A 17,622-nucleotide genomic window follows, 5' to 3' on the forward strand; every position below is an offset into this window, starting at 1 on the left:
TTCGTCGTGGCCCATGCGGTGATCCCCCTGGGTGAATGCGGAGATCTCACGGTAGAACAAGCGCCTGAGGCGTCGGTATGGAATGCCGGGGAGGGACCGGATCGATTCCCGGCGCCGCGGACCGGGGAACCGTGGAAGGATTCCTCGCCGGGCCCGCCGTCGGCTTCCTGGCCGGGGGACACCAGCGCGCTCCTGCCCGGCAGCGGTCCGGTTCTCAGCGTCCCGCACCCGATCGCACCCGCCGGCAGCAGGCCGCCCGACACGGCCACCGTCACGGCCACCGCGCCGCCGCACGGCTTCCGTCACCGCCCTCCGGCCCAGTACGCCGCCCGCACCTCCCCCTCCGCGAAGTCCCGGCGCGACAGGCGCAGGCCGAGGGACTCCTCCAGGGCGTGGAAGTACAGCTCGAACGTGCCGGTCACTTCCGGGTGGTCCAGCTCGGCGCGGCGCAGGGCGCGGTTGAGGAAGTCCAGCTCGCCGCCCCGCGGATAGGGGGCGCGGCCGGGCTCGTACCAGATCAGCTCCAGCACACCCTGGTCGTCGTTGTCGACGACGCGGCGGCCGTCCCGCATGTAGTCGAAGGTGTAGATGGCCTTCGCCATGGTGGCCTCCAGCCACACGGTCTCCCTGATCCCGAGCGCCGCGTACGCCTCCTTGTCGGTGAAGCCCCCCGGCGGCGTCTCGTGGTGCAACAGGAACGTCCACTCGCCCGCCTGCCCGAAACAGCAGCTCTCCCACTGGCGGTCCCAGTAGGCCCTGCCGCCGTCCACGGCCTGGAGGTCCTTCAGGCGCGTGCCGGCCGCGACCTGTGCGGGATCGGCCCCGTAGAGCAGCGCCAGCCGTTCGGCGTCGACGGTTTCCCCGGGTGCCGCGCGGTAGAAGGCGAGGGTCGTGTACGGGGCCTGGTCGCGCCAGGACTTCGCTATCCAGGCAAGCCCCTCCAGCGGGTCGCGCCCGCACGCCTCGACCGTCCCCGCACCGTCCAGGCCGCCACTGCGGAACCGCCTGCCCCACACCGGATCGATCCGCTCCAGCGCCTCGGCCACCTCCTCGACGCCGCCGCCACGCCGCTGCATCGCGGCTTCGGCGATCAGGTAAAGGACCTGTTCGAGATCGCGGGTGGCGAAGACCTCCTGGTAGGGGCCGTGATGGCCGCGCACGGTGCCGTCCTCGTCCAGGAGCAGACACAGGTCCTCGTCCTCCGCTTCGGCTTCCAACTCGTCGCGCGAGAGCGCCACGAGGGGCAGCCCGACCCCGTGGAGCAGGGGGTGTCCGGCGGCCGTCCGCTGCCAGGCCTCCGTCAGCGTCCGCTGAGTGATCTCCATGGCGCCAGCGTAGGGAGGGACACTGACAGCCGGCCCGGCTCTGGCGGGAGGCGTTCGCTCACGGTCACCGGCCCTGCGGTGATCGAGGAGAGGGGCCTCGTCCACCCCCGCCCTGACCTCGGCTTTTCCTTGGCCTGAAGTATTGCGGAGAGTGACGGCTTCCGGAATGATTCCCCGCCGTGACTCTCCTCCTCGCCGCCGTGCTCGGCGTGCTCCTCGTCGTGCTCTACCGCCTCTTCGTCAGCCCCCGGCAGGCCGAGGGCTGGGTCGCGGAGCACTTCGTCGCCACCGATTACGGGCTTCCGCCCCGTGAGGCGCTCGACTCCCGGCGGGCGGGTCCGCCCGCGCCGGCGCACCGTCGGAGCGAGCGGCAGGCCGTCGCCGACGCGGCCTGGGCGGGGGACTGGAAGGGCGCCGCGCGGTACGTCCGCGAGGCGGGGGAGGACTGGGACGAGCGCTGGGCCCGGCTCGAACTCCTGCAGCACGTCGCCCAGGAGGACGACGCCTGGTTCGACGCCTGGCGGGCGGCGGAGCCGGGGGACTGCGACGCGGCGACCCTGAACGCGAGCCTGATGGTCCACCGGGCGTGGGAGATCCGGGGCAGCGGGTACGCCCACGAGGTCATGACCTCGGACATGGAGCGGTTCAAGGCCATGCTCCCGGCCGCGATCGAGGAGGCCCGCAGGGCCGCTCTGCTCGACCCCGCGAACCCCGGCCCGTGGGTCGTCATGATCACGGCGGCGCGCGGAGCGCAGTACGACCGCGCACGGTTCAAGCCGCTCTGGGAGGGACTCGTCGCCCGCGCGCCCCACCACTACGAGGGGCACTGGCAGGCCCTCCAGTACTGGTGCGCCAAGTGGTTCGGCAGCGACCGGCGGATGATGCGGTTCGCCCGCCGGGCGGTCCGCAAGGCCCCGCCCGGCAGCCCGCTCGCCGGGATCTACCTCCACGCCCTGAACGAGCTCACCGAACGGTCCGGCTCCGACACGGTGCCCGCCACGCCCCGGGCCAAGAGCGTCCTGAAGCAGGTCGCCGCCTCGTTCGACCGGGTCGACCCCGACGACGAGCGGCTGCCGGTCCTGCGTCACCTCCTGGCCCACTACATGCTCCGGTCGATGATGTACGCCCCCGCCCTGGAGCAGTTCCGCCTGATCGGCCCGTGGTGCGGCGCCCAGCCCTGGCGGAAGGACGGCAACCCGGTCGCGGCCTTCGAGACGGCCCGCGGCACCGCCGCGAGACTCTCCCGCACCCGCCCCGCCCCGGTCCCCCGGACCCACGGCATCGGCCACTGACCCGCGCGCAGCCCCCTCCTGGCGGTGCCGGACCGTTAGGCGCAGATGCGCTTGAAGGCGGTCGCACCGGGCCGGGCACGGAACGTCACCTCGCGTCCGGCGTCGTCGGTGAAGACGGCCTCCGTCTCGGACTTCAGGGTCATCGTGCCGCGTTGGGTGGGGTTGTCCCACCCTTCGGGAGGGTTTCCCGAGCCGTCGGAGAGCGGGGTCTCCGCTTCGAAGTACGTCGAGCCGATACGGGCCTCGTCGATTCCGCAATGTGTGGAGAGCTCGAAGGGAATCGTCCGACCGGAAGGTGTCGCCCGGACGATGTCCGGGCCCCCGTCGGCCTGGGCGCAGCCTGTGAGCACCCCGGCAGCCAGCGTGAGGGCGACGACGATCTGTCCCGTTCTCTGCGTCATGGCCCTTCGACGCTCGGCCTGAGCCGGTGGTTCCACCCTTGTACGACGGGCCGCTTCGAGGTGACGCTTGGGTCACGGCTCCGGTGCGCGTGCGCCGGGTGAAGGGGTGCGCGGGACGCCGGCGTCTCCGCCTTCACGGCTTTCGCCGGGGCCCGTTCGGCGGCGCTGTTCCGGACCGCGCTGCCGCCCACCGGCGAGCGTCATCCGGCCGACGATCCGGTGCGGTCCACGCTGGAGAAGGTGTGCCGGAACCGGCGCCGGGTGCGGGCCGCCCCACCGAACCGCCGCGCACCGGTCAACTCGACCTGAGCGAAGATCGGTTACGCCGGGAACCTGCGATCCACCCACCTCCACGCCACCTCCAGGGCCGCCCCGCCCGCCGCCGCGACGGCGACGGCCGTCCACGGCATGGTGACGCCGACGAGCTTGAGGGCGAAGAAGTCCTGGAGCCAGGGGACGACGAGGACCAGGAGGAAGGCGCCGGCCATCGCGGAGACGAGGGCGACGCGCCACCACGTATAGGGGCGGGCGATGATCGCCAGGACCCAGAGGGAGACCAGGAACAGGGTGAGGGTGGCGGCGCTGGTCTCGGCGTTCAGGGCCTCCGGGCCCGTGTAGTAGTGGCGGGCCAGGAGGTACGTCGTGAAGGTCGCCGCCGCCGCGATGACGCCGCTGGGGATCGCGTACCGCATGACGCGGCGGACGAAGTGCGGCTGGGCGCGTTCCTTGTTGGGCGCGAGGGCGAGGAAGAAGGCGGGGACGCCGATGGTGAGGGTGGAGAGGAGGGTGAGGTGGCGGGGGAGGAAGGGGTACTCGATCTGGGAGACGACCACCAGGATCGCGAGGAGCACCGAGTAGACCGTCTTCGTGAGGAAGAGGGTCGCCACGCGGGTGATGTTGCCGATGACCCGGCGGCCCTCCGCCACCACCGACGGGAGGGTGGCGAAGGAGTTGTTGAGGAGGACGATCTGGGCCACCGCCTTCGTCGCCTCCGAGCCCGAGCCCATCGAGACGCCGATGTCCGCGTCCTTCAGGGCGAGGACGTCGTTGACGCCGTCGCCGGTCATGGCGACCGTGTGGCCGTGGGACTGGAGCGCGGCGACCATGTCCCGCTTCTGCTGCGGGGTGACCCGGCCGAAGACCGCGTTCTCGTCGAGGACCGTCGCCATCTCCTCGCGGTCGGCGGGCAGCTTGCGGGCGTCGACGGTGTGCTCGGCGCCGGGGAGGCCGAGTTTGCCGGCGACGGCGCCGACGGAGACGGCGTTGTCGCCCGAGATGACCTTGGCGGCCACGTTCTGGTCGGCGAAGTAGGCGAGGGTGTCGGCGGCGTCGGGGCGCAGCCGCTGTTCGAGGACGACGAGGGCGGTGGCGCGGGCGTCCTTCGCGACGTCGGGCGAGTCGAGTTCGCGGGTGGTACGGGCGAGGAGGAGGACCCGCAGGCCCTGCTCGTTCAGCCGGTCGGTCTCCGCGAGGGCCGGGTCGCCGGCCGGGAGGAGGACGTCGGGGGCGCCGAGCAGCCAGGTGGAGTCCTCGCCGTTGCCCTCGCTGAACGCGGCGCCGCTGTACTTGCGGGCGGAGGAGAAGGGCAGGGACTCGGTGCAGCGCCACTCCTCGGTGTCGGGGAAGGCGTCGATGACGGCCTGGAGGGAGGCGTTGGGGCGCGGGTCGGACTCGCCGAGGGCGCCGAGCACCTTGCGTACGTACGCCTCGTCCGAGCCGTTCAGGGGGCGGACCTCGGTGACGTCCATGCCGCCCTCGGTGAGGGTGCCGGTCTTGTCGAGGCAGACGACGTCGACCCGGGCCAGGCCCTCGATCGCGGGCAGCTCCTGCACCAGGCACTGTTTCCGGCCGAGCCGGATGACGCCGATCGCGAAGGCGACGGAGGTGAGGAGGACGAGGCCCTCGGGGATCATCGGGACGATGCCGCCGACGGTCCGGGCGATGGAGTTCTTGAGGTCGTTGTCCTTGACGACGAGCTGGCTGATGATCAGGCCGATCGCGGTCGGGACCATCATCCACGTCACGTACTTGAGGATCGTGGAGATGCCGGAGCGCAGCTCGGAGTGGACGAGCGTGAAGCGGGACGCCTCCTCGGCGAGCTGGGCCGCGTACGCCTCCCGGCCGACCTTGGTGGCGGTGAAGGCGCCGCCGCCCGCGACGACGAAGGAGCCGGACATGACGGGGTCGCCGGGGCGTTTGAGGACCGGGTCGGCCTCGCCGGTGAGGAGGGACTCGTCGATCTCCATGCTGTCGGCCTCGGCGACGACGCCGTCGACGACGACCTTGTCGCCCGGGCCGAGCTCGATGAGGTCGCCGAGGACGATCTCGGAGGTGGAGATCCCGGCGGCGCGCCCGTCGCGGCGGACGGTGGGCTTCGCCTCGCCGATGACGGCGAGCCCGTCGAGGGTCTTCTTGGCGCGGAGCTCCTGGATGATGCCGATGCCGGTGTTGGCGACGATCACGAAACCGAAGAGGCTGTCCTGGATCGGGGCGACGATCAGCATGATCACCCAGAGGACGCCGATGATCGCGTTGAAGCGGGTGAAGACGTTGGCCCGGACGATGTCCGCGGTGGAGCGGGAGCTGCGTACGGGGACGTCGTTGACCTCGCCGCGGGCGACGCGCTCGGCGACCTCGGCGGAGGTGAGCCCGGCGGGGCGGTGGACGACGGACGGTTCCGGCTTCGGCGGGGCTCCCTGGCTGTCCCGGGTGTCGCCGATGTCCGTGTCGATCTTCGCCCGCTGAGTCATGTTCTCGACGGTACGGCCGGAAGGGAGCGTTCACCTGCCGAGAAGAGGCCAGATCCGACTGTGGGAGGAGCGGAATCGTCCTGTGGTGGTACGAGGGTGTGGCCGGCTGTACGAGGACGGGCCCGGCCGCTACGAGGTGAGCCCGGTCCGTACGAGGACGGGCCCGGTCCGTGCGGGGACGGGTCCGGGCGCTACGAGTCGGACGCCCCCGGCATCCCCTGGGCCTGGGCCTGCGCCGCCCGGTGCCGCCTGATCGCCGCGTCGCGCTTGCGTACGTACCAGATGCCGAGCAGTCCGAGGCCGCCGCCGGCCAGGCAGGTCCACACCCACCACGTGAGGTCCCGGTCGTCGAACCAGCCGTAGAAGGGGACCTGGACGAGGAAGAGGACGAACCAGAGGATCGTTCCGCCGGTGATCGTGCCGACGACCGGCCCCTCCAGGGGCTCGGGTGCCTCGTGCTTCGGTGTCCACTTCGCCATGCGGCTCAGTGTAGGCGGCCCGTTCCGGGCACCCCGACCCCGTGTACGGGTGGCATCTACGCGCGGAGATGGACGCACCCTCGTTCATATGTTCATACTGAAACGGTTTGCCCATGGCGGGTTTCCCTCGTATGAACCGCCAAAGGGACTTCAGGACTTCTTCCCGAAGAGGAACCCACTCCATGAGCACCACGGCCACCGCCAAGGCCTCCGTCCCCGAGCCGCAGTTCCCCCGGGGACCCGTCTCGCCCCTCGACCGCTACTTCAGCATCTCCGCGCGCGGCTCCACCGTCGCCCGCGAGGTCCGGGGCGGCTTCGCCACCTTCTTCGCGATGGCGTACATCATCGTGCTGAACCCGATCATCCTCGGCAGCGCCAAGGACATGTACGGGCACCAGCTCGACGGCGGTCAGCTCGTCACCGCCACCGTCGTGACGGCGGCCTTCACCACGCTCCTCATGGGCGTCATCGGCAACGTGCCGATCGCGCTCGCCGCCGGTCTCGGCGTGAACACGGTCGTCGCCCTCCAGCTCGCGCCCAGGATGTCCTGGCCGGACGCCATGGGCATGGTCGTCCTCGCGGGCTTCGTCGTGATGCTGCTGGTGGCGACCGGCCTGCGCGAGCGGGTCATGAACGCCGTCCCGGCCGGCCTGCGCAAGGGCATCGCGATCGGCATCGGCCTCTTCATCATGCTGATCGGCCTCGTCGACTCGGGCTTCGTCTCCCGCATCCCCGACGCCGCGCACACCACCGTCCCGCTCCAGCTCGGCGCCGACGGGCACCTGGGCGGCTGGCCGGTCCTCGTCTTCGCCGTGGGCACCCTGCTGACCCTCGCCCTGATCATCCGCAAGGTGCCGGGCGCGATCCTCATCTCGATCGTCGCCATGACGGTCGTGGCGATGATCATCAACGCGGTGGCCGACGTTCCGTCCTGGGGCCTGACCACCCCGGAGTGGCCCGGCAACCCGGTGGCCGCCCCCGACTTCGGCCTGATCGGCGAGGTCAGCCTCTTCGGCGGCTTCGGGAAGGTCGGCGTCCTGACCGGCCTCCTCTTCGTCTTCACCGTCCTGCTGTCCTGCTTCTTCGACGCCATGGGCACGATCCTCGGCGTCGGCGACGAGGCCAAGCTGATGGACGAGAAGGGCGACTTCCCGGGCATCAACAAGGTCCTGTTCGTGGACGGCCTGGCCGTCGCCTCCGGCGGCGCCTCCTCCTCGTCGGCCACCACCTGCTTCGTGGAGTCCACGGCGGGCGTCGGCGAGGGCGCCCGTACGGGTCTCGCCTCGGTCGTCACGGGCGGTCTGTTCTCGGTGGCGCTGTTCCTCACGCCGCTCGCGACCATGGTGCCGTCGCAGGCGGCGACCCCCGCGCTGCTCGCGGTGGGCTTCCTGATCCTGGCCGGGTCGATCAAGGAGATCGACTGGAGCGACTTCACCATCGCGGTGCCGGCGTTCCTGGCCATGGTGATGATGCCGTTCACGTACTCGATCACGAACGGCATCGGCATCGGCTTCATCAGCTTCAGCGTCCTGCGGCTCGCGGCCGGCCGGGGCCGTGAGGTCCCGGCGGCCATGTACGTGGTCTCGGCGGTCTTCGTCTTCTACTACGCGATGCCCGCGCTGGGCCTGACCTGAGCGTGCGGGGCGACGCCGGGAGGTTCCGGCTCCGCCCCGTAGGGCTTCTCCGCCCCGTAGAACTTCTCCGTCTCCTCCACGGCGGTCTTGAACCGCTCGTCGAAGTCCTCCCGAATGAGCGTCCGGACGACATAGTCCTGGACGCTCATTCCTCTTTTCGCGGCGTGGTTCTTGAGCCGGTCGAGCAGCTCACTGTCGATGCGCAGGCTGAGCACTGTCGATCCCATGCCGTTCAGGGTCGTGGCTGCCGGGGCTCCTTTGCGTCACTTTCCGGATCCAGCTCACTCATTTGGGTGATGCATGGATATCGCCCCGTGACCTTTGAGCGCCCACGCCGCCCCTTCCGGGGGAACCCGTGAGACTCCAGGGAATCCCCTTACTCCTTAGCGAGAGTAATGAGCTAGGCTAAGTACATGCCTGATCTGTCCCACGGCACCGCCGACGACGCCGCGGCCGTGAACGCGATCCGCTCGTCCGTCATGCGGCTGAGCCGGCGCCTCAAGCGCCAGCGCGTCGACGAGTCGCTGAGCCCGACCGAGATGTCGGTGCTCGGCACCCTGGCCCTCTGCGGCTCCGCCACCCCCGGTGAGCTGGCCCGCAAGGAGCACGTCCAGCCGCCGTCGATGACCCGCATCGTCGCGCTGCTCGAAGCCAAGGGACTGGTCCGGCTTGAGCCGCATCCCGACGACCGCCGGCAGAAGGTGGTCAGCCCGACCGAGCAGGCCGAGACCATGCTCGAGGACGCCCGCCGCAAGCGGAACGCCTGGCTGGCCTCCCTCGCCGAGGGCCTGGACGAGGACGAGTGGGCCGTACTGCGCGCGGCCGCCCCGGTCCTGGAGAAGCTCGCCCACCTCTGAACGAACCGAGCTGAACGAACTGAGCTGAACGAACCGAGCTGAACGAACCGAGCGCCAAGGAGGCGACGCACTTTGAGCACGGGACCCGGAGCAGACTCCGCACCCGTCCATCATCGACCCACCACCGAAACCCGTGAGCGCGGAGGAACCTTCTCCTCGCTCTCGATCCGGAACTACCGGCTCTTCTTCACCGGAGCGATCGTCTCCAACACCGGTACGTGGATGGCCCGGATCACCCAGGACTGGCTGGTCCTGAGCCTCACCGGCTCGGCCGCCGCCGTCGGCGTCACGACCGCCCTGCAGTTCCTGCCGATGCTCCTCTTCGGCCTGTACGGCGGGGTCATCGCCGACCGCTACCCGAAGCGGCGCCTGCTGCTCGCCAGCCAGGCCGCGCTCGGCCTGTGCGGGCTCGCGCTCGCCGTACTCACCCTCTCCGGACACGTCCAGGTCTGGCACGTCTACCTGATCGCCTTCCTCCTCGGCATGGTCACCGTGGTCGACAACCCGGCCCGGCAGTCCTTCGTCTCCGAGCTGGTCGGCCCCGACCGGCTCCGCAACGCGGTCTCGCTCAACTCGGCGAACTTCCAGTCCGCCCGGCTCGTCGGCCCCGCCGTCGCCGGCGTGCTGATCGCCGGGGTCGGCAGCGGCTGGGCCTTCCTCGTCAACGGCCTCTCCTTCCTCGCCCCGCTGACCGCCCTGTGGCTGATGCGCCCCGCCGAGCTCCACAAGGTGGAGCGCGCCCCGCGCGGCAAGGGCCAGCTGAGGGAGGGCCTCCGGTACGTGGCGGGCCGCCCGGACCTGATCTGGCCGATCGTCCTCGTCGGCTTCATCGGCACCTTCGGGTTCAACTTCCCGATCTGGCTGACCGCCTTCTCCGACGAGGTCTTCCACGTCGGCGCCGGCACGTACGGCTTCCTCAACACCCTGATGGCGGCCGGTTCCCTCGCGGGCGCCCTGCTCGCCGCCCGCCGCGGCTCGACCCGGCTGCGGATGCTGGTGACCGCCGCGGGCGTCTTCGGCGTCCTGGAGGTCATGGCGGCGCTTTCGCCCGCGTTCTGGCTGTTCGCGCTGCTGCTCGTCCCCATCGGCATGGTCGGCCTCACGGTGAACATCACCGCGAACTCGGCCGTCCAGATGGCGACGGATCCGGCCATGCGGGGCCGGGTGATGAGCCTCTACATGATGGTCTTCGCGGGCGGTACGCCGATCGGCGCGCCGCTGCTCGGCTGGGTCACCGACACGTACGGCCCCCGCGTCGGCTTCGCCACCGGCGGCCTCGTCTCGCTCGCCGCGGCGGCCGTCGTGGGCCTCGTCCTGGCCCGCATCGGCAACCTGCGCCTGGCGCTGGCCTGGCGCCACGGCCACCCGTCCGTACGCTTTGTCCCGCGCGCCGCGCGGGAGCGCCTGGCGGCGGCGGCCTGAGCACGGCAGGGGCGGGGATCCACGGACCCCCGCCCCCTCCCGCCCCTCCCGTCTCCCCGCTGTCCTGATTCATGCGATCGGACACGAAGGTGTGGAGATCCTGTGTATGTTGAGCCGTCAATCACAGGCACCACCAGGGGGTCCCTTGCGTATGCGCTCCGCCCGTCCCGTCATAGCCGCCGCCCTCGCCACCGGCGCGCTGACCGTCCTCGTCGCCACGCCGGCCCAGGCCGCCGAGTACTCCTCGGCCCTGAAGATCGCCGGCGTCCAGTACGACGCCCCGGGCCGGGACAACAACAGCTGCACGACCGGCAACACCAAGGCCGAGTACGTGACCATCAAGAACTTCTCGCGGACGGCGAAGGTGAACCTCAAGGGCTACGTCGTCAAGGACGCGGCCGGCAACAGCTACACCTTCCGGATCAACCACTACCTGGAGCCCGGCGACCACGTGAAGCTGCGCGGCGGCAAGGGCACCGAGTCCGACGCGAACAACGTCGCCTACCGCCAGAACTGCAACTTCATCTGGAACAACGACAAGGACACGATCAAGCTGATCAAGCCCGGCGGCGCCGCCGCGGACACGCACTCCTACACCAAGAGCGCGAACGACCGCGACGGCAACGGCTACATCACCTTCCACAGCTGATCCCACCGCCGAGCCGCCCCGCCCCGCCTCAGACCCGCATCTCCAGGACCCGCCCCGGCCACTCACCCACCGTGAACGCGTCGGTACGGGTGAACCCCTGCCGCTCGTAGTAGGAGACGAGCCGCCCCTCACCGCCCGCGAAGCAGTCCACGCGGAGCAGCGAGACGCCCTCGCGCCGGGTCTCCTCCGCGGCGTGGGCGAGCAGGGCCGCCCCGACCCCGAGGCCGTGGAAGCGTCCGTCGGTGGCGAGGTAGCGCACGTACCGCTCCGGCTCGTCCGCGGGCGGTACGTACGCACCGGGGTGCGGGGTCAGCGTGAGGGTGCCGGCCGGGACGCCGCCCACCTCCGCGATCCACGGGCTGCCCTCGACCGTCAGCCGCTCGACCAGATCCACCGTCCTCGGCCGCGAGGTGAACGGCTCGGTCCCCCACTGGGCGGTGATCCCTTTCCCGTTGAGCCAGACCACGGCACTGTCGAAGATCGCGAGCATGGCCGGCACGTCCGCCGGCCCGCCCCTCCTGATGATGATCGAGTCGTCCATCCGGCCGACGCTACCCGGTGCCAGACTGGCGGTCATGAGGCTTTTCGCGGCCGTCCTGCCACCCGCCCCCGCCCTCGCCGAGCTGGGCGCCGTCGTCGACGAGCTCCACGCCCTCCCCGGGGCCGACGCCCTGCGCTGGACCTCCCGCCCCGGCTGGCACTTCACGCTCGCCTTCATGGGCGAGGTCGACGAGGAACTGATCCCCGACCTCCAGGCCCGCCTGGCCCGCGCCGCCCACCGCACCCCGCCCTTCGGCCTCCGCCTGCACGGCGGCGGACGCTTCGGCCGCCGCGCCCTGTGGACCGGCGCCGCCGGCGACCTCGACACCCTCCGCCTCCTCGCCGAACGCGCCGACGCCGCGGCCCGCCGCGCCGGCATCCCCATGGAGGAGCACCGCCGCTACCAGGCCCACCTGACCATCGCCCGAGCCCGCGGCGAAGGCACCCCCCTGACCCCCTTCCTCGCCCCCCTGGCCACCTTCGAAGGCACCCGCTGGCAGGTAGGCGAGCTGTCCCTGGTCCGCTCGAACCTGCCGACGAGCGGCCTGCCGGGCGAGCAGCCCCGCTACGAGACGGTCGCGGCCTGGCCCCTGGAGGGCGCAGGTTAACCTCGAAGGGTGGACCCGAAGACTCGTAACCAGATCATGGCCGGCGTGCTCGTACTGATGTTCGCGATCATCGCGGTGGCCTCGGTGGTCGGGCAGTAGGAGCGCCGTACCGCCGCACTATCCCCTTGCTTCGAGCGCGCTCCAACGAGTTGGCTTGTGCTCCATGAAGTACACGCAGCTCGGACGCACCGGACTCAAGGTCAGCCGCCTCGTCCTCGGCACGATGAACTTCGGCCCGCAGACCGACGAGGCCACCAGTCACACGATCATGGACACGGCGCTCGACGCCGGTCTGAACTTCTTCGACACGGCCAATGTGTATGGGTGGGGTGAGAACAAGGGCCGCACCGAGGAGATCATCGGCTCCTGGTTCGCGAAGGGCGACGGCCGGCGCGACAAGACCGTCCTCGCCACCAAGGTGTACGGGAACATGGCCCCCGACGGCGAGACGTGGCCCAACCACGACAAGATCTCCGCCCTCAACATCCGCCGCGCGGTGGACGCCAGCCTCAAGCGGCTCGGCACCGACTACATCGACCTGTACCAGTTCCACCACGTCGACCGGGCCACCCCCTTCGAGGAGGTCTGGCAGGCGATCGACGTCCTGATCCAGCAGGGCAAGATCCTCTACGCCGGCTCGTCCAACTTCCCCGGCTACAAGATCGCCCAGGCCAACGAGGCGGCCGCCCGTCGCGGCATGGTCGGCCTCGTCAGCGAGCAGTGCCTCTACAACCTCTACGAGCGCCGCGCCGAGATGGAGGTCATCCCGGCCGCGCAGGAGTACGGCCTCGGGGTCATCCCCTGGTCGCCGCTGCACGGCGGCCTCCTCGGCGGCGTCCTGAAGAAGGAGACCGAGGGGAAGCGCCGCACCGAGGGCCGCGCCGCGGAGACCCTCGCCGACCCGGCGAAGCGCGCGCAGTTCCAGGCGTACGAGGACCTCCTCGACAAGCACGGCCTCGCCCCCGGTGAGGTCGGCCTCGCCTGGCTCCTCACCCGTCCCGGCGTGACCGGCCCCATCGTCGGTCCCCGGACGCCCGAGCAGCTGGCGGGCGCCCTGCGCGCCCTCGACCTGGAGCTGTCGCCCGAGCTTCTGGCTGAACTGGACGAGATCTTCCCGGGTCCGGGGCCGTCGCCGGAGGCCTTCGCCTGGTGAGCTCGGCGTGAAGGTCGGCCGCCGTCCTTTGCCGGGCGGCGGCCCGCGGCTCACTCGTGGGGGAACTCGGCGGTGCCGAGCGCGAGTCCGACGGGTGTCGCGGTGAGATCCACAGGGTGCCCGAAGGGGGTTCGCTCCTCGACGGTGTACGTCTCGGCCTTGGGGACCGTGTGGAGGACGCACTTACGGGTGTACGGGTCGACGACGAGGTACACGGGCACTCCGGCGGCCGCGTACGCGGCCTTCTTCGGACCGTAGTCGTTCATCGCGGTGGCGCGGGAGACGACCTCGACGACGAACACGACGTCCTGACAGCGCCACCGTCCTCTGTCGTTCTTCTCGGCGTGCTCCGCGAGAAGCGTCACGTCGCTGGCGAAGCCGTTGAGGTGGCCGGGGTAGTCGATCCGGACATCCGACTTGAGCCGGCCGCGCGGATACTTCGAGCGCAGTTGCTCGAAGACGTCCGCGATGATGTCCCAATGGTTGTCCCGCTGCGGCGCCATGAAGACGGCCCCCTCGACGATCTCGGCCTTGTACCCCTCGGGGACGGGCATGCGCTCCAAGGCCTCGAACAGCTCGTCCAAGGTCAACTCGCCTTTGGTCTCGGCCATCTCGATCCTGTCGTCCACGGCGGTCAACGTGGCGCTCCTCCCCGGCCGTCGCTCGACGGGTGACGGCCGCGCGTCTCAACGATACGTACAGCCACTTCGACACGCCCGGTGGCGACAACTCGCCATCGGGTTGGGGTGTCTCACGTTGGGGTGTCTCACGCCCCGCCGAGCCAGCTCGTGGCGTCGAGGCGGAACGCCGTCTCCTCGGGGACGACGTTCCGCAGGTCCGCCTCCAGGGCGCGGACCCGGTCCGCGCCGAGGACGGCGCTCCACTCCGCCCGCAGCTCGTCGAAGACGGCGGCGGAGCGGGCCAGGGCCTCGCGGCCGTGCGGGGTGAGGTGGACGAGTTTGCGGCGCGCGTCGGCGGGGTCGTCGGCGCGCGCCGCGTATCCGAGGGCGAGGAGCCGGTCGACGGTCTTGCCGGCGGCCTGCTTGGAGACTCCGAGCCGCCGCCCGATCTCGCTGGCGGTGGCTCCCCGGGGGCCGATCGCCTGCATGGCGAAGCCGTGGGCGGGCCGGAGGTCCGGGTGGCCCTCGGCGGCGAGCCGGGTGTGCAGCCGGTCGATGAGTGTGCGGAAGCCGCCGAAGAGCAGCAGGGGCAGTACAAAACCGGGGGAGTCGGGGGCGGCGGGGGGTTCCCCGAGCCCGGCGGGCTCGGTGGGCTGAGGAATTCCCTTGGGAATCCCCTTGCCTGAATCGACAACCTGGTTTACGTTTTCTCCCGCAATATGGTCAACCATGTTGTCCATTCTAATGAGGGGGAACCGCCTTGCCGCACGCCACCCTGGACACCCGCACCGCCGACGCCGTCGCCCGCCTCAAGGCCCAGGCCCCACAGGTCCTCGACGCCTTTCTCACCCTCTCCGGGATCTTCGAGTCCACCAGCCTGGACCCGCACTCCCGCGAGACCGTGATCCTCGCCGTCGCCGCCCGCAGCCAGTGCCACCTCTGCACCGACATGCACGAGGCGAAGCTCGCCGCGCTCGGCCCCGCGCCCTCGCCCGAACGCCTCGACGCCGTGCGGAAGTTCACCCTTCAGGTGCTCGCCTCCTCGGGTGCGGTGACGGACGCCGAACTGGCCGCCTTCGAAGCCGCCGGCTTCACCCGGCAGAACGCCCTGGAGGTCGTCCTCGGCATCGGCGCGTACACCCTCTCCACCTTCGCCAACCGCCTCACCCGGGCGGCCTGAGGGAGCGCCGGCACAGCCCCTCAGGGGCGGTACGGGCCGCCGACCGCCCACGCCTGGTGCAGCGCGTCGGCGAAGGCGGCGGCCAGTTTGTGCTCGCCGCCGGGGCTGGGGTGGGTGCCGTCGTACGTGTCCGTCCGGAGGTCGTACGAGTCCGGGACCGACGCCAGGAGGAGGGGGGAGGCCGGCGAGTCGAGGTCCGCGACCGCCTTCGCCAGGAGCTCGTTGAAGCGGGCGCACTCGGCGGCGAAGGCGGGGTCATAGCCGGCCCGGACGTTCGGGATCACCGGGAGGAGGACCATCCGCACGCGGGGGTTGGCGGCGCGGGCGGCGGTCACGAACGCGCGGACGTTCTCCTCCGTCTGGTCGCTGTTCGTGTAGAAGCCCAGGTCGATCAGGCCGAGCGAGACGAGGAGGACGCCGGCGCGGGTCGCGGCGACCGTGTCGCCGATCACCGGCGCCATGTGCAGCCACCCCTCGCCCCATCCGGCGAGGTGCCGCCGGGCGGCGGGCGGGAACGCCGGGTCGGCGTACCCCTGCGGGTCGGCCGGGTCGCCCTCGGGGACGTACAGGCCGTCGCGGGGGCCGACGATCTCGTACCCGCCCGGCAGCACTGCCTCCAGGTGCCGCCACATGCGGTACCGCCAGGTCCAGTCGCCGGCGCGTCCGATGGTCATGCTGTCGCCGACGAACAGAAAACGCATGGTCACATCATCAGGGAGGGCGGGGGCCAGCTGCGACGTGACCCCCGCCACGGCTGTCCCTCAGCGCAGGAAGTCCGCGACCGTCCCCGCGAACCACTCCGCGTCGTCGTGCCAGGGGAAGTGGCCGCCGCCCTTCAGGACCTCCAGGCGGGCCCGCGGGAAGAGGCCCGCGTACGCGGCGGCCGTCGGCGGCGGCGTGTTCGCGTCGCCCTCGCCCGCGACGACGAGCACCGGGCCGGGGAAGGCGGCGAGCGCGGCGCGGGTCGCCGGAGGGTCGAAGGCGCCCTCGGCCGCGTACCCGGCGGCGGCCTCCCCGTTCCGCTCCCGCTGCGAGGCCGCGTGCCGCTCGCGGGCCGCCTCGTCCCACGTGCCGTGGAAGAACGGCGCCACCTTCCCGAAGGACTCCGCCGTGCCGCGCCCCGCCGTCACCTCCTCAAGGGCCGCGTACGCCTCCGCGAACCACGGCTCGCCCGCCCGCAGCCGCGCCGCCGCCAGCCGCTCCTCCGGCGCCGTGTCGAGCCCGACGGCGGCGGTGCCGGGGGTCACGAGCACCAGCCGCCGCACCCGCTCCGGGTGCCGGGCCGCGTACAGGACGGCCAGGTTCGCGCCCGCCGAGTGGCCGAGCAGGTCGACGGCCGCCGCGCCCGTGTCCGTACGGAGCGCCTCGACGTCGCCGACGAGCCGGTCGCAGCGGTACGAGCCCGGCCGGTCGGCGGGCACGCCGGAGGCGCCGCTGCCGCGCAGGTCGAGGCGGACGAAGGGGTGCCGGGCGGCGAGCCCGCCGAGGTCCCCGAGGTACCGGGAGTCCTGGAACGGGCCGCCGGGCAGGCAGACCAGGGGAGTGCCGTCCGTCTCCGTGGCCGCTCCCTCCCGGTGTCGTACGAGAGACGTGCCGTCGTCCGCGGGAAAGGTGATCATCGTCGCACCCTGACACCCGGCCCCCGCCGGGTCAACAGCTGTACGGCTCCGTGGCAGGCTGGGGCCATGCGTACCGGATCCCGTGCCGCCCTCGCCGCCGCCGCGGCGGCCCTCGTCCTGGCCGCGGCGCCCGCCCACGCGGAGGAGCGGCCCGCCGACCAGGACTTCACGATCGCCGACCCCCGGATCACCGAGTCCAGCGGCCTCGCCGCCAGCCGGGCCCACCCCGGGATCTACTGGACGCACAACGACCAGGACCAGCCCCTGATCTACGGCATCGACTCCCGTACGGGAGAGACCGTCGCGACCCTCACCATGGCCGGGGTCGGCACCCCGAGGGACATGGAGGCCATCGCCGTCGGTCCCGACGGCGACATCTACGTCGGCGACATCGGCGACAACCTCGACGGCTCCTGGGACCACGTCTGGATCTACCGCTTCCCCGAGCCGAAGACCCTGAAGGACCAGACCGTCCGGGCGAAGCAGTACGTCGTGAAGTACGCCGACGGCCCCCGCAACGCCGAGGCCCTGATGGTCCACCCCACCACCGGCCGGGTCTACATCGCCAGCAAGAAGGAGGACGGCGGCGGCCTGTACGCCGGGCCCGAGCGCCTCTCCACCTCCGGCACCAACACCTTCCGCCGCATCGGGGAGGTCCCCTGGGTGACCGACGGCGCCTTCTCGCCCGACGGCGAACGGCTGCTCCTGCGCGGCTACTTCAGCGCCCGCGAGTACGTCTGGAAGGAGGGCCGCGTCGACGGCGACGGCACCCCCGTCGGCGCCCCCTTCCAGGGGCAGGCGGAATCCGCCACGTACACGCCCGACGGCTCGGCCTTCCTGTTCGGCTCCGAGGGCGTCCGCAGCCGCGTCGTCCGCGTGGACCGCAAGGACCGGCCCGCGGCCGATCCCACGGCCGGACCCACCGCCCCCGCCCCGGGCACCCCGGGGCCCTCGGCGCCCGCCGCCACCGGCACCGGCGCCCAGGACGGCAGCCCCACCACCGGCTTCCTCGTCCTCGCCGGCGCCACCGTCCTCGTCCTCGGCATCAAGCGGCTCCTGCGCCGCTGACACGAAGGCCGCCGGCACGAAGGCC

The 17,622-nt window shown here is 71.6% G+C and carries 19 protein-coding genes; 9 read left to right on the plus strand and 10 right to left on the minus strand.

What is annotated here, in order from left to right; genetic code table 11:
* Positions 1-302 precede the first annotated feature (302 nt).
* Positions 303-1,325, minus strand: a complete 1,023-nt coding sequence (locus QK442_RS17095) for a hypothetical protein (RefSeq protein ID WP_282694803.1) — start codon at positions 1,323-1,325, stop codon at positions 303-305.
* Positions 1,326-1,504: 179 nt separating this feature from the next.
* Between QK442_RS17095 and QK442_RS17100 the strand changes: the two genes are divergently transcribed.
* Positions 1,505-2,617, plus strand: a complete 1,113-nt coding sequence (locus QK442_RS17100) for a hypothetical protein (protein ID WP_282694804.1) — start codon at positions 1,505-1,507, stop codon at positions 2,615-2,617.
* 35 nt (positions 2,618-2,652) lie between these two features.
* On the opposite strand, the gene QK442_RS17105 is transcribed toward QK442_RS17100, so the two are convergent.
* The 3 genes from QK442_RS17105 to QK442_RS17115 form a co-directional block, all read right to left on the minus strand.
* Positions 2,653-3,018, minus strand: a complete 366-nt coding sequence (locus QK442_RS17105; protein ID WP_282694805.1) for a hypothetical protein — start codon at positions 3,016-3,018, stop codon at positions 2,653-2,655.
* Between the two features lie 320 nt (positions 3,019-3,338).
* Positions 3,339-5,768, minus strand: a complete 2,430-nt coding sequence (locus tag QK442_RS17110) for an HAD-IC family P-type ATPase (protein ID WP_282694806.1) — start codon at positions 5,766-5,768, stop codon at positions 3,339-3,341.
* A gap of 191 nt (positions 5,769-5,959) precedes the next feature.
* Positions 5,960-6,247 carry a DUF2530 domain-containing protein gene (locus tag QK442_RS17115; protein WP_282694807.1) on the minus strand — a complete coding sequence of 96 codons (288 nt, stop codon included), beginning with the start codon at positions 6,245-6,247 and terminating at the stop codon, positions 5,960-5,962.
* A 182-nt stretch (positions 6,248-6,429) separates the two neighbouring features.
* Between QK442_RS17115 and QK442_RS17120 the strand changes: the two genes are divergently transcribed.
* On the plus strand, positions 6,430-7,881 hold the full coding sequence (locus tag QK442_RS17120; RefSeq protein ID WP_282694808.1) for an NCS2 family permease: 1,452 nt from the start codon (positions 6,430-6,432) through the stop codon (positions 7,879-7,881).
* On the opposite strand, the gene QK442_RS17125 is transcribed toward QK442_RS17120, so the two are convergent.
* A complete protein-coding gene (locus QK442_RS17125) occupies positions 7,851-8,108 on the minus strand; it encodes a ribbon-helix-helix protein, CopG family (RefSeq protein ID WP_282694809.1) in 258 nt (85 codons plus the stop codon). The two genes, QK442_RS17120 and QK442_RS17125, sit on opposite strands and share 31 nt — an antisense overlap.
* 186 nt (positions 8,109-8,294) lie before the next feature.
* Between QK442_RS17125 and QK442_RS17130 the strand changes: the two genes are divergently transcribed.
* From QK442_RS17130 to QK442_RS17140, 3 genes are all read left to right on the plus strand, one after another.
* Positions 8,295-8,738 carry a MarR family transcriptional regulator gene (locus tag QK442_RS17130; RefSeq protein WP_282694810.1) on the plus strand — a complete coding sequence of 148 codons (444 nt, stop codon included), beginning with the start codon at positions 8,295-8,297 and terminating at the stop codon, positions 8,736-8,738.
* 72 nt (positions 8,739-8,810) lie between these two features.
* A complete protein-coding gene (locus QK442_RS17135; protein ID WP_282694811.1) occupies positions 8,811-10,160 on the plus strand; it encodes an MFS transporter in 1,350 nt (449 codons plus the stop codon).
* 151 nt (positions 10,161-10,311) lie between these two features.
* Positions 10,312-10,809: a lamin tail domain-containing protein gene (locus QK442_RS17140; protein ID WP_282694812.1), complete on the plus strand. Its 498-nt coding sequence runs from the start codon at positions 10,312-10,314 to the stop codon at positions 10,807-10,809.
* A gap of 28 nt (positions 10,810-10,837) precedes the next feature.
* On the opposite strand, the gene QK442_RS17145 is transcribed toward QK442_RS17140, so the two are convergent.
* On the minus strand, positions 10,838-11,350 hold the full coding sequence (locus QK442_RS17145; protein ID WP_282694813.1) for a GNAT family N-acetyltransferase: 513 nt from the start codon (positions 11,348-11,350) through the stop codon (positions 10,838-10,840).
* A 34-nt stretch (positions 11,351-11,384) separates the two neighbouring features.
* Here QK442_RS17145 and thpR point away from each other — a divergent pair, with 34 nt between their 5' ends.
* Complete coding sequence (thpR, locus tag QK442_RS17150) at positions 11,385-11,957, plus strand: RNA 2',3'-cyclic phosphodiesterase (protein ID WP_282694814.1); 573 nt, start codon at positions 11,385-11,387, stop codon at positions 11,955-11,957.
* 163 nt (positions 11,958-12,120) lie between these two features.
* The gene (locus QK442_RS17155) at positions 12,121-13,110 is read left to right on the plus strand and encodes an aldo/keto reductase (protein WP_282694815.1); all 990 of its coding nucleotides are present in this window, start codon (positions 12,121-12,123) and stop codon (positions 13,108-13,110) included.
* Between the two features lie 50 nt (positions 13,111-13,160).
* On the opposite strand, the gene QK442_RS17160 is transcribed toward QK442_RS17155, so the two are convergent.
* Both QK442_RS17160 and QK442_RS17165 read right to left on the minus strand, forming a co-directional pair.
* On the minus strand, positions 13,161-13,748 hold the full coding sequence (locus QK442_RS17160; protein WP_282694816.1) for a Uma2 family endonuclease: 588 nt from the start codon (positions 13,746-13,748) through the stop codon (positions 13,161-13,163).
* 128 nt (positions 13,749-13,876) lie between these two features.
* The gene (locus QK442_RS17165) at positions 13,877-14,461 is read right to left on the minus strand and encodes a MarR family winged helix-turn-helix transcriptional regulator (RefSeq protein ID WP_282694817.1); all 585 of its coding nucleotides are present in this window, start codon (positions 14,459-14,461) and stop codon (positions 13,877-13,879) included.
* Positions 14,462-14,490: 29 nt separating this feature from the next.
* Here QK442_RS17165 and QK442_RS17170 point away from each other — a divergent pair, with 29 nt between their 5' ends.
* Entirely contained in the window at positions 14,491-14,910 is a 420-nt protein-coding gene (locus tag QK442_RS17170) for a carboxymuconolactone decarboxylase family protein (protein WP_282694818.1), read from the plus strand.
* Between the two features lie 20 nt (positions 14,911-14,930).
* On the opposite strand, the gene QK442_RS17175 is transcribed toward QK442_RS17170, so the two are convergent.
* Together QK442_RS17175 and QK442_RS17180 are read right to left on the minus strand one after the other, a co-directional pair.
* Positions 14,931-15,611, minus strand: coding sequence for a GDSL-type esterase/lipase family protein (locus QK442_RS17175; protein ID WP_282694819.1), 681 nt, complete (start codon positions 15,609-15,611; stop codon positions 14,931-14,933).
* A 60-nt stretch (positions 15,612-15,671) separates the two neighbouring features.
* A complete protein-coding gene (locus tag QK442_RS17180) occupies positions 15,672-16,529 on the minus strand; it encodes an alpha/beta hydrolase (protein ID WP_282694820.1) in 858 nt (285 codons plus the stop codon).
* Positions 16,530-16,595: 66 nt separating this feature from the next.
* On the opposite strand from QK442_RS17180, the gene QK442_RS17185 reads away from it, so the two are divergent.
* The gene (locus QK442_RS17185; RefSeq protein ID WP_282694821.1) at positions 16,596-17,597 is read left to right on the plus strand and encodes a WD40 repeat domain-containing protein; all 1,002 of its coding nucleotides are present in this window, start codon (positions 16,596-16,598) and stop codon (positions 17,595-17,597) included.
* Positions 17,598-17,622: the final 25 nt, after the last annotated feature.

Origin of the sequence: Streptomyces sp. CC208A, assembly GCF_030010625.1 — a bacterium.
GTDB lineage: Bacteria > Actinomycetota > Actinomycetes > Streptomycetales > Streptomycetaceae > Streptomyces.